Origin of the sequence: Enterobacter cloacae complex sp. P38RS (assembly GCF_014930775.1) — a bacterium.
Taxonomy (GTDB): Bacteria; Pseudomonadota; Gammaproteobacteria; order Enterobacterales; family Enterobacteriaceae; genus Enterobacter; species Enterobacter bugandensis.
This window is the reverse complement of sequence record NZ_JADBRS010000007.1, coordinates 1-11,774: the sequence shown is the minus strand read 5'-3', so window position 1 is coordinate 11,774 and position 11,774 is coordinate 1. Positions and strand designations below refer to the sequence as shown.

The window sequence follows — 11,774 nt, the reverse complement described above, 5'->3', positions numbered from 1 at the left end:
CCCTGTGGATATATCCACCAGACGGATGTAGCTATCCCTGGGAAAAAACACCCATTATTTTCAGACTTATTTCGTGCAGCTATACGTGGCTTTTGTTAACTCAAATCGGGTAATTTTGCGGCAGCGTTTTTCTCTATTCCAATAAGCGGCATTAAATTATCAACCGCGGAAGCATAATTAATTGCCGAACTCCAGCCATCATACTCGGCGATTATTTTCGCCGACGTGGCCTGCCAGACATCCTGCTCAACGCTGAGCAAATCATTAATGCTCCGCTTGCTCAGGGTGTATTCATTTTTATAAACCTCGCGGGCCCGCAGCGCATTTTCCAGCTGCCGCTTCCCGGCCTCCATTCTTCCGCGTGCGCCGGTCCAGTCAGCTTGCGCGACGGAGGCCTTTTGCAGCACGTCGAAACGCGCCTGATCGACCTGAGAGGACGCCATCGCCCGTGCACCCTCAGCCTGACGCACGCGTGCAGATACCGCGCCGCCCTGATAAAGCGGTGCGTCAATATTGAGCTGGATCTGGTCGTCCCAGTATGAGCGGTTGTCCGATTCGTAACGCGTGCGTCCCCCCTTCAGGCTCAGGGTTGGCCAGTGCTGGGACTTCGCCGTTTCAACGCCATACTGGGCCGAACGTTCCATATTCTGCGCGGCCATTACCGCCGGTATTAACGAATAATCAATGCGGTTGAGCGAATCCGGCTCAACGGCGAGGTTTGCGGGTACCGGCGAATAATGATCTGCCTGCATTCCGGTTAATACCGCGAGCCTTGCGCGGGCGCTGTTCAACGCGGCGTTATACTGCGCCACCGTCGCCTGCATGCCGGCAATACGCGTGCGGGTCTGGAGTTCATCGGAGGTGGAACTCACGCCCGCATCGGCGCGCAGTTTTGCCAGCTGCTCCACGTTTTTCAATGCCTGAACATTCTCTTTTGCCGCCTGTAGCAGGTCGGAATAACGTTTGACCTCCACGTAGCCGAGCGCCGTTTTTTCCGCCACGTCAGAAAGCGTGGTCATCAGCTGGTAGCGGTAGCTATCGCGCTGTGCGGAAGACTGGCTGATGCTGTTGTTGGTCTTGCCAAAATCGTATATCAGCTGGGTCAGGCTCACCCCCCAGGCCGCAGAGTTCTTCAGCGAACCGCTGGAATCGGTGGTCTGGCTATGCCCCGTACTCCCGTTCAACGCTATTTGCGGCATCCAGCCGCTGCGCGCCTCGTCTATTTGCGCCTGACCAATACCTAACTGCGCGGCCTGCTGGCTAATTGACGGATCGCGATCGATAGCGAAAAGAATACTTTCCTTTAAGGTCGTCGTTGCCATCGGGGCAATACCTACCGCGCCACTATTGGCATAAGCCGTATTTAGGGCTAATGAAATTAACGCCAGCGTAGCTATAAATTGGCGTGAAACAGGCTTGCGTAATATCGTCATTTTATCTCCCTGACTCTGAGTGATACTCAAGCAATTACCCAAAAAGAGGTACAGATAATTAGACAAATATCTTATTTAACTTCCTCGCTAAATTTCAGGTAAAGCTCCCCATACCCATTTCCGATGGAGATGAGATCCGCCTTTGTCTTATTAAATTTAAGAAATTACTTATTTCATAAGTTGATTTGCAGCATAACAAAATGTGGTATAGGCCACTACACCCACAATGTTAATGCAGTGTTACATATAAGAAAAAACATGGGGTTTCTGGACAAAACTCCGAAAATAGCCTTTCAGATGAAACATCAAAACACACTGTAATTTAAGGAAAATTCTTAATCTCCTCTGCGCACATTTTTGCGTTAATTTCTGAGCGGGTCAGACACAAAGATTTTCAAAGAAGTGTCAACTTAAGTAAGAGCCATCGATTTGTTGAAAAATAATTCTAATAAAAAACATAAATCAGACATTAAATGCTTTATTTTAGTTACATATCAGCATATTCCACCAGTTAATGACAATGCGTTGGTTACATAACCCAAATCGTTGATTAAAACATAACATTAACACTGTGGTTAACATTCAGAACGGCTTAATGATATCCGCTTAATATAATTCCAATAATTAAACATCAACCTGGTTTACGATACTCCTTCCTTCTGCGTCAAAATGCTGTATTATGCGATTTATTGCGACATTTTGCAGGATTGCTGCCCATGCACAAAACCGCACGTCAACGCTATGTCCTTGATATTCTCAGTGAACAAGGTCAGGCCAGCATCACCGAGCTGGCAGAAAAGCTGCAGGTTTCGGCGGATACCGTTCGTCGGGATCTGACCGATCTGGAAAATCAGGGGCTTGCCCAGAAGAATCACGGCGGGGCTATTGCTCTGAATCTTTCGGCCATGAATCGTCAGGGCCGCAATACCCTGTTGCCGGAAACCAAGCAGCGCCTGGGGAAACAGGTTGCGCAGGCGGTTCCGCCGGGTTCCACCCTGTTTCTGGATGCCGGCAGTACGGTGATGGCCGTCGCTACTTTTCTGCAGGGGCCTCACACCGTGATCACTACCTCGCTGGATATCGCCCAGCATTTTAGCGACCGGGAAGACATTGAGCTTATTCTGCTCGGTGGAAAATGGGACCCGAAGCAGCGCCTGTTTGCCGGCAGCGCCACGTTGTCCCTGCTGTCACGCTATCGGGCCGATATCGCCATTCTCGGTGCGTGCGCCCTTCATGCCGAACTCGGTTTGAGTGCCGGTAAAGAAGCGGATGCCGAGGTGAAACGCGCGATGCTCGCCGCAAGCCATGCGCACTGGATTGTTGCCGATCACCTGAAAGTTAACCGCTGCGAGCCGTATCTGGTCTCCGGGCTAACCGATATTCATCAACTCTTTTTAGATCGTCCCTGGCCTGAGCTTGGGGACCCTGGCGCATTACGGGTCACGGTGTGCGCGCAATAACGTGGAGAAGGTCATGAGTAAAGTTCAAACAATCAACATTGCGCTGATCGGGTATGGTTTTGTCGGTAAAATCTTCCATGCCCCGCTGATCCAGTCCGTGGACGGGCTCAAGCTGGCGGTGGTCTCTTCCCGTGATGAAGAGAAAGTGAAGCGCGATCTTCCGGATGTGCTGGTGGTAGCCACGCCCGAAGAAGCCATTCAACATCCTGATGTTGACCTGGTGGTTATTGCCTCCCCTAACGCCACCCACGCGCCGCTGGCGACGCTGGCCCTGAACTCGGGAAAACACGTGGTCGTGGATAAGCCTTTCACCCTGGACATGCAGGAAGCCGGGGACCTGATTGCCCTGGCGGATGAAAAGCAGCTTCTGCTCTCCGTTTTCCACAACCGCCGCTGGGACAGCGATTTCCTCGGCATTAAGCAGATTATTGAGCAAGGCACGGTTGGCAAGGTTAAACATCTGGAGTCGCATATTGACCGCTTCCGCCCGGAAGTGCGCGTGCGCTGGCGCGAGCAGAACGTCCCCGGCAGCGGTCTGTGGTTTGACCTGGGCCCTCACCTGATCGACCAGACGCTTCAGCTGTTTGGCCTGCCAGAGTCTGTTCAGGGAAATATCGCCACGCTGCGCGACGGCGCAGAGGTTAACGACTGGGCGCATGTGGTCCTCAATTACCCGGATCATAAGGTGGTTCTGCACGCCAGCATGCTGGTGGCTGGCGGTACGGCGCGCTTTACCGTTCACGGGGACAAAGGCAGCGTGGTGAAAGCCAGAATCGATCAGCAGGAAGCGCAGCTGCTGGCTGGCGTAATCCCCGGCAGCGACGCCTGGGGCGAAGACGACGACAGCATGGTGTTCTTCGGAGCTGATGGTGAACCCCAAACGATTGCCACGCCAAAGGGCGATCAGCGGCAGTACTACATCAACGTGCGGGATGCGATGCTCGGGAAGATCGCCAATCCCGTTCATCCTGTCGAGGCGTTAGCGGTCATGGCTGTTCTGGAAGCGGCGGTGAAATCGTCAGAGACGGGGTCAACGCAGACGCTGGCGTTAACTGATGAAGAGCGTGTTCTTCTGGGTTAAAAAACAAGCCGGGTGGCGCTGCGCCGCCCGGCACGAGTTAAAGACTACTGACGCTTATTCGGCATCATGCGCAAAAGAGTATTATCTTTCCAGAAATAGTGGTGCATCAGCGCCGCAAAGGCGTGCAGACCAATCACGAAATAGCCCAGGTTTGCCAGCGTAACGTGCCACTCCTTCAGCACATCCACCAGGTCAAAATTCCCCTCCGCCGCGTGAGGCATCGCCAGACCAAAGGCGAACCAGTCGTTTCCACGGTTATACATCATTACAATGCCAATCAGCGGCAGCGCAATAAACAGCAGATAGACGATCAGATGCCCAAGGTGGGACATACCGGTAATCATCGCTTTAGGTTTAGGTTGAATGGGCGGTGCGGGAAACTTCAGGCGGATCAGCAATCTCGCCACCATCAGCACCAGAACCGAGATGCCGCAGGAGACGTGGATCATGTTAATAAGCGGTCGGTCGGAACGCGGGAAAAAGCCCCTGAATTCCATCGCGCAGTAGGCGACGACGATTAACAAAAACACCAGCCAGTGAATCGTGATTTGCAGGCTTGTATATTTAGTGCGCATGGGATTTCCTGAAAAAAAACAGTCACCGCGCCAACATAATCTCCTTTCCTTAAAAATTCATTAACTTTTCTGTATGGTTTTTCAAATACTTCCCCTCGCATGAAGCATCTTCAATTGCTGCCCTGCCCGTGATGGTCTAAGCCTGGATGAGTTCAAACTGTCGTATCGACACGTTCACAGGAGAACACCATGAGTAAAATTGGCATTAACGGATTTGGACGCATTGGACGCCTTGTGCTGCGCCGCCTTCTTGAAACCCAGGACAGTAACACCGTCGTCGCCATCAACGACCTCACCTCCCCGAAAGTCTTGGCCTACCTGCTCAGGCATGATTCCAACTACGGTGGCTTCCCCTGGAGCGTGGACTTCACCGAGGATGCGCTGATTGTCGACGGTAAAACCATCGCGGTGTACGCCGAAAAAGAGGCAAAGCACATTCCGTGGAAAGCCGCGGGCGTGGATATCGTCGTGGAGTGCACCGGCTTTTATACCTCAGAAGAAAAATCGCGGGCGCACCTGGACGCCGGTGCGAAGAAAGTTCTGATTTCGGCGCCCGCGGGTGAGATGAAGACCATCGTCTATAGCGTGAATGACGATACCATTGACGCCAGTGATACCATTATTTCCGTCGCGTCCTGCACCACCAACTGCCTCGCCCCGCTGGCAAAAGCCCTGAACGACGCGTTTGAAATTAAAGTGGGCACCATGACCACCATTCATGCCTATACCGGCACCCAGGCGCTGGTGGATGGCCCGCGCGGGAAAGATCTGCGTGCCTCGCGGGCGGCGGCAGAAAATATTATTCCGCATACCACCGGTGCGGCGAAAGCCATCGGCCTGGTGATCCCCGCGCTCAGCGGCAAACTAAAGGGTCACGCCCAGCGCGTGCCGGTGAAAACCGGATCGGTAACCGAGCTGGTAGCGATTCTGGGTAAAAAGGTGACGGTCGAGGAGATCAACGCCGCGTTGAAAAAGGCGACCCAGGGGAATAAATCGTTCGGGTATACCGATGACGAGATTGTGTCGTCAGATGTGATTGGCTCGCAATATGGTTCGGTGTTTGACGCCACGCAGACGGAGGTGTCAGAAGCAGGAGACCTGCAGCTGGTGAAAGCCGTTGCCTGGTATGACAACGAGTATGGGTTTGTGACGCAGCTGGTGCGGACGCTGGATAAGTTTGCGGCGCTGTGATTTTCCCCTCACCCTAACCCTCTCCCCAATGGGGCGAGGGGATTAGATGATTTTACGCGCCACCTTCAGGACTGGGTCCTGTTGAAGCTGTCTCCATGCGGCGGTGACGGTTTCAGGGAATTCAACGTGGGCGATAAAATCCCGCCCGGCCGGGCCATAGCCGTTGGCGTCATCATACAGCCGCGGTAGTTCACCCAGAACCAGCGACAGATACCGGTCAACGGGCCACAGCCCGGCGTTGCCCCCTCTAAACTCCACGCCCTCTGTGCCGTTTTGCAGCACTGGCGTAAACCCGGGATGGCTGATCCACTGCAGTGATGCGGGTTCATCGCGGCACACGCGGGCAAACGTCGCCATCGTGCGGCGCTGCATCGTTGGGTCCTGTAGCACCAGCACGCGCCCGCTTGTCCGCTGACGCTCTTTCAGCATGTTCCAGCTAAAACGCGCGTTTTCACCGCAGTTGGTGGAACGATCTTCAACCCACAGGCGCGCCTCGGGGATCTGCCAGAACGCCCGCGCAACGTCGGCAAGAATGCTCGCTTCGGCCCGCCCTTCGACTTGTAAGGTGTGATAACGCGGATGATTTCCGATAGCTGAATATAAAAACGCGGTTGAATGACCAATACCTCCGCTAATCAGGAGCGGGATTTCTCGCTGCGCGGCAATACGGCAGGCTGCATCAATGGTCGGGATCACCGCGTTCCCTGCCAGAATTACCGCATCGACGTCCGGGTACAGGCGGCTGTCGCTCAGGTCATCCTGCGCCAGCCATTCACCGACAGTATTAATGGCCGCCAGCGTGGCATCCGGCAGGATGGGAAAATGGGTCTGTTCCATGATGAACTCCTTCTCGCTATCCCTTCAGGGTAGCGACTTCAGGTTCTCAACACAACGGCGACATCGGGCCGCTCTTTTTCCTTAAATTTCTCTCGTACATTTGATTAACATGCGCAAATCATATTCACTTGAATTATCATTTGCGGCAGACGTAGAATCGCTAGCCCGCTAATTATTCAATTATTTCTAAGGTAATGACGTTATGCGCCTGCCCGAACGCGACCCTTATGCTCCTCGCGAGTGGCAGCCCCATGAGAAACCCGCCCTGCTGGGTTCGCCTTCCACCCCCGAGCACAGTACGCCAAAACGCGTCGCCTATGGCGTCGTTGGGCTGCTGGTTTGCCTGACGGGGGCACTGGGCAATGCGGTGGTCACTGCCAACCTGCAAAACCTGCAGGGGACCTTCGGGGCCTGGTCGACCGAAATCGCCTGGCTGCCCGCAGTCTATGTGATGACCAACATCTCCATTAACCTGCTGCTGGTCAAATTTCGTCAACAGTACGGCCTGCGCGCCTTTACGGAAGGTTTTCTGGTGCTGTACGTGCTGGTCACCTTTTTCCACCTGTTCGTTAACGACCTCAGCTCCGCGCTGATGGTACGCGCCGCGCACGGGATGGTGGCCGCCGCGCTCAGCTCGCTGGGGATTTACTACCAAATCCAGGCCTGGCCTGCGAAGCATCGCCTGAAGGCGCTTACCATCGGGATCACCGGATCGTCGCTCGCTATTCCGCTGGCGCGTCTGTTTTCCACCGAGCTTCTCCAGCTGGACGAGTGGCGCGGGCTCTATTTCTTTGAACTGGGGCTGGCGCTGATCTCCCTGGCCTGCGTAATCGCCTTAAAACTGCCGCCGGGTGACCGACGCAAGGTCTTCGAGAAGAAAGACTTTGTCACCTTCTTTTTACTGGCTCCCGGAATGGCCCTGCTCTGCGCCGTGCTCTCTTTAGGCCGTCTTGACTGGTGGTTCGAGGCGCCGTGGATCGGCTGGTCGCTGGCGCTATCGCTGGTGCTGATTGTTTCCGCCATCGTGTTTGAACATAACCGCGCCAACCCGCTGCTGAACACCCGCTGGCTGTCGAGCGGCAGCATCGTTCGCCTGGGGCTGATTATGCTGCTGATCCGCATCGTGCTGGCGGAGCAAAATACCGGCGTCATCGGCTGGCTGCAGTACGTGGGGTTACAGAATGAGCAGATGACCCATCTGGCGTGGTCCATTTTCGCCGGGATCGTCTTCGGGATCGTCACCAGCTGCCTCACCATCAAGCCCACAAAGCTGGCGTGGCCGATTATCACCTCTCTGGCGCTGATGATTGTTGCCTCGCTGCTGGACAGCCAGTCCAATAACCTGACCCGCCCGGATCAGCTGATGGTCAGCCAGTTCCTGCTGGGCTTCGGCAGCGCCTTCTTCCTGGCGCCCGCCATGCTGGCCGCCATTGGCGGGGTAATTGCCGACCCGCGTAACCTGGTCAGCTTTTCGGTCATGTTTGGCATGAGCCAGAACCTCGGCGGCCTGCTGGGATCGGCGATTCTCGGCACCTTCCAGACCTGGCGCGAGAAATACCACTCCAGCCTGCTGGCGGATCAGCTCACCACGCTTAACCCGCTGGTCAACGAGCGGATTCAGCTTTATACCCAGATGTATAAAAGCCTGATTGGCGACAGTACGCTGCTGGGAACGCAGGCCATTACCCAGCTACAGACGGTGTCCACCCTTGAGGCAAATATTCTGGCCTATAACGATACTTATCTGCTGACGGCAAGCATCGCTGCCGCCACGCTGGTCTGGATTTTATGGCGCTTGCTGCGCCTGCGCATTACTGCCCGTATGGCGCTGAAGAACGCCACCGGCAACAAATAATTGTAATATTTCTGGAGAGTTTATGAGTCAGCAGGATGCCGCCAAAGAGCAGGCCAACACCCGCAAAAATGTGCGCATTGTTTCCGTTTTCACCGCCGCTGCCATCGGTATTGTCGGCGTGCTGGTCATTCTTTACGCCTGGCAGCTGCCGCCGTTTACCCGCCACGCGCAGTTTACCGACAACGCCTACGTGCGCGGCCAGACGACGTTCATTAGCCCCCAGGTTAACGGCTATATCACCGAGGTGAAGGTTCAGGACTTTGTGCAGGTCAAAAAAGGCGATCTGCTGCTGCAGATCGATGACCGCATCTATCGCCAGCGCGTCCATCAGGCCGAGGCGCAGCTGGCGATGAAAATAGCCGCCCTGAATAACAACCTGCAGCAGCGGAAAAGCGCCGAAGCGACCATTGCCAAAAATGAAGCCGCGCTGAAAAATGCCCGCGCCCAGAGCCTGAAAACCCAGGCGGATTTAAAGCGCGTGAAGGATCTGACGGCGGATGGTTCGCTTTCCATTCGGGAGCGCGATGCCGCGCTGGCCAGTGCGGCTCAGGGCAGCGCAGATATCGACCAGGCGAAAGCCACGCTTGAGATGTCGCGTCAGGATCTGCAGACGGTGATTGTGAACCGCGGCGCGCTGGAGGCAGATGTTGAAAACGCCAAAGCGGCTCTGGAGCTGGCGCAGATTGACCTGCAAAACACCCGCATTATCGCCCCGCGCGACGGCCAGCTCGGCCAGATTGCCGTGCGTCTCGGCGCGTACGTGACCGCCGGAACGCACCTCACTACGCTGGTGCCGCCGCAGCACTGGGTGATTGCCAACATCAAAGAGACCCAGTTGGCGGAGCTGCGCGTCGGTCAGCCGGTGAAGTTTACCGTCGATGCCTTAAACAACAAAGCGTATCAGGGCCGCGTAGAGAGCATCTCGCCGGCGACCGGGGTTGAATTCAGCGCTATCACGCCGGACAACGCCACCGGCAACTTTGTCAAAATCGCCCAGCGTATTCCGGTGCGCATTGAGGTGCTCGGTAAGCCTGAAGAGTCTGCGCTGCTGCGTCCGGGTATGTCGGTACAGGTGACGATTGATACGCGGGAGGCGAAGTGATGATCCTTCGCCCGATAGCCGCGCTGGTGGGGGCGCTCATGCTGGCCGGATGCCAGTCCGTTGACGTCAAGCCGGCGCAGCCGACCCTGCAAATTCCGGCTCAATGGCGCGCCGTCTCAGGGCCAACCAGCCCGACGGAACAGCTCTGGTGGCGCAATTTTCATGACAACAACCTCAACCGCTATGTGGACCAGGCGCTAAAAAACAACAGCGACGTGCTGATCGCGCGGGAACGAATTAACGAGTATCAGGCGCGGGTCTTTGCCGCCGACGGCAGCCTGTTTCCTTCGCTCGACGCGGGCGTAACCGGGACGCGCGCCCGTTCTCAATCCGCCGCCACTGGGCTTCCGGTTTACAGCACGCTGTACAGAGGCAGCCTGACGGCGAGCTATGACGTTGATATCTGGGGCGTCAACCGCAGCACGTCCAATGCCGCCGAAGCCTCGCTGGAGGCGCAAAAAGCCGCCGCCGCGGCTGCGGATCTCACTGTCGCCTCGTCCGTTGCCTCCGGGTACGTCACCCTGCTCTCGCTTGATGAACAGCTGCGCGTGACCGAATCCACGCTGAAATCACGCGAAGAGGCGTTTAATCTTGCCAAACGCCAGCTTGAGACGGGCTACAGTTCGCGCCTGGAGCTGATGCAGTCGGATTCCGAGCTTCGCTCAACGCGAGCGCAGGTGCCCGTGCTGCGGCATCAGATTGCGCAGCAGGAGAATGCCCTGAGCCTGCTGCTGGGAAGCAATCCCGGTGCGGTAGCGCGTAGCGAAAGCTTTGCGACGCTGACGCCGCTCACGCTGCCGTCACAGCTGCCCTCCACGCTCCTGAATCGTCGGCCGGATATCGTGCAGGCTGAGCGACAGCTGGTTGCGGCTGATGCCTCGCTTGCCGCGTCACGCGCCAGCCTGCTGCCGTCGATCAACCTGACCGCAACCGGATCGATCCAGGATCGCACCCTTTCCGGCCTGCTGGACAACCCGCTCCAGCTCTGGAGCGCAGGCGGCAGCATTCTCGCCCCGCTGCTGAACCGCCAGGCGCTGAACGCGCAGGTGGATATTTCCCAGTCCCAGCGTAACCAGGCGCTGTATGCGTATGAAAAAACCGTGCGTAACGCGTTTGCCGAAGTGAACAACAGCCTTGATGCCATTACGCGCTATCAGGAACAGCTGACGGAGCTGCTTGCCCAGCAGGATGTGGCCCGGGAGACGCTGCGCATTGCGCAGAACCGCTATCGCAACGGTTATTCATCCTATCTTGACGTGCTGGACGCGCAGCGCACGCTGTACTCGGTCCAGACCAGCGTGGTGCAGGTCAAAAATAACCTGCTGCTGGCGCAGATTGATTTGTATAAAGCACTGGGCGGAGGATGGGTCAGTGCCTGAAAACCTGCCCGGTGGCGCTTCGCTTACCGGGCCTGCATTTCGCACCCGTAGGCCGGGTAAGGCGTAGCCGCCACCCGGCAATCCCTCTAAAGGAGTCAATCTATGCAACAACAATGGTCTGCAGTAGATAATTACATGATTTCTTCGCTTATCCCTGAGGATGAGGTTCTACAGAAGGTTCTTGAGAACAACAAACGCGCCGGGCTACCCGAACACGATGTTGCGGCCAATCAGGGACAGCTGCTGGCGCTGTTCGTGCGCATGACGCAGGCAAGACGCATTCTTGAGATCGGTACGCTGGGTGCCTTTAGCTCTATCTGGATGGCGCGCGCCCTGCCGCCGGACGGAAAGCTGATTACGCTCGAGGCGGACCCAACGCATGCCGATGTTGCCCGCCAGAATATTCGCCTCGCGGGGCTGAACGATCGTATTGAATTAATAGAAGGCCCGGCGCTGAACTCGCTGGAGAATTTCGGTGACGTTCCGCCGTTCGACCTGATCTTTATTGATGCCGATAAGCCAAACAATCCCGGCTATCTGGAGTGGGCGCTGCACTATTCCCGTCCCGGCACGGTGATTATCGGCGATAACGTGGTCCGCGACGGCGAGGTCATTAACGGGCAAAGCGACGACGCGCGCGTGCTGGGCGTGCGGCGTTTTATAGAGATGACGGGGGATAACCCACGCTTAACCGCCACCGCACTGCAAACGGTGGGGGTTAAGGGATGGGATGGGTTTACGCTGGCGATTGTGAATGGGTGAAGGCATCAGCCCGACCCTCTCCCTGTGTACAGTCCGGGGACATGGTAGACAGGTGTTCGGGGACATGGTGAACACTTTTTAACATCCTTTACCCATGGT

At 56.2% G+C, this 11,774-nt stretch carries 10 protein-coding genes; 7 read left to right on the top strand and 3 right to left on the bottom strand.

Going from position 1 to position 11,774, the window contains the following annotated elements:
- Nucleotides 1-95: 95 nt before the first annotated feature.
- Nucleotides 96-1,433, bottom strand: coding sequence for a TolC family outer membrane protein (locus tag IM303_RS11220; protein ID WP_048999260.1), 1,338 nt, complete (start codon nt 1,431-1,433; stop codon nt 96-98).
- A gap of 716 nt (nt 1,434-2,149) precedes the next feature.
- Between IM303_RS11220 and IM303_RS11215 the strand changes: the two genes are divergently transcribed.
- Nucleotides 2,150-2,893 carry a DeoR/GlpR family DNA-binding transcription regulator gene (locus IM303_RS11215; RefSeq protein ID WP_028013082.1) on the top strand — a complete coding sequence of 248 codons (744 nt, stop codon included), beginning with the start codon at nt 2,150-2,152 and terminating at the stop codon, nt 2,891-2,893.
- Between the two features lie 13 nt (nt 2,894-2,906).
- Nucleotides 2,907-3,974 carry an oxidoreductase gene (locus tag IM303_RS11210; protein WP_193359911.1) on the top strand — a complete coding sequence of 356 codons (1,068 nt, stop codon included), beginning with the start codon at nt 2,907-2,909 and terminating at the stop codon, nt 3,972-3,974.
- A 44-nt stretch (nt 3,975-4,018) separates the two neighbouring features.
- Here IM303_RS11210 and cybB read toward each other — a convergent pair whose 3' ends face one another.
- Nucleotides 4,019-4,549, bottom strand: coding sequence for a cytochrome b561 (cybB, locus tag IM303_RS11205; RefSeq protein ID WP_032644876.1), 531 nt, complete (start codon nt 4,547-4,549; stop codon nt 4,019-4,021).
- A gap of 189 nt (nt 4,550-4,738) precedes the next feature.
- Between cybB and gap the strand changes: the two genes are divergently transcribed.
- Entirely contained in the window at nt 4,739-5,740 is a 1,002-nt protein-coding gene (gap, locus tag IM303_RS11200; RefSeq protein WP_048999258.1) for a type I glyceraldehyde-3-phosphate dehydrogenase, read from the top strand.
- A 42-nt stretch (nt 5,741-5,782) separates the two neighbouring features.
- Here the strand turns inward: gap and IM303_RS11195 are convergent, their stop codons facing one another.
- A complete protein-coding gene (locus IM303_RS11195; RefSeq protein WP_193052041.1) occupies nt 5,783-6,577 on the bottom strand; it encodes a YdcF family protein in 795 nt (264 codons plus the stop codon).
- Between the two features lie 202 nt (nt 6,578-6,779).
- Here IM303_RS11195 and IM303_RS11190 point away from each other — a divergent pair, with 202 nt between their 5' ends.
- From IM303_RS11190 to IM303_RS11175, 4 genes are all read left to right on the top strand, one after another.
- Nucleotides 6,780-8,432 carry an MFS transporter gene (locus IM303_RS11190; RefSeq protein ID WP_193359910.1) on the top strand — a complete coding sequence of 551 codons (1,653 nt, stop codon included), beginning with the start codon at nt 6,780-6,782 and terminating at the stop codon, nt 8,430-8,432.
- 22 nt (nt 8,433-8,454) lie between these two features.
- Nucleotides 8,455-9,534: an HlyD family secretion protein gene (locus IM303_RS11185; RefSeq protein ID WP_028013076.1), complete on the top strand. Its 1,080-nt coding sequence runs from the start codon at nt 8,455-8,457 to the stop codon at nt 9,532-9,534.
- Nucleotides 9,534-10,913, top strand: coding sequence for an efflux transporter outer membrane subunit (locus IM303_RS11180; protein ID WP_048999255.1), 1,380 nt, complete (start codon nt 9,534-9,536; stop codon nt 10,911-10,913). Before IM303_RS11185 ends, IM303_RS11180 begins: the two co-directional genes overlap by 1 nt.
- A 102-nt stretch (nt 10,914-11,015) precedes the next feature.
- Nucleotides 11,016-11,675 carry an O-methyltransferase gene (locus tag IM303_RS11175; protein ID WP_192986875.1) on the top strand — a complete coding sequence of 220 codons (660 nt, stop codon included), beginning with the start codon at nt 11,016-11,018 and terminating at the stop codon, nt 11,673-11,675.
- Nucleotides 11,676-11,774: the final 99 nt, after the last annotated feature.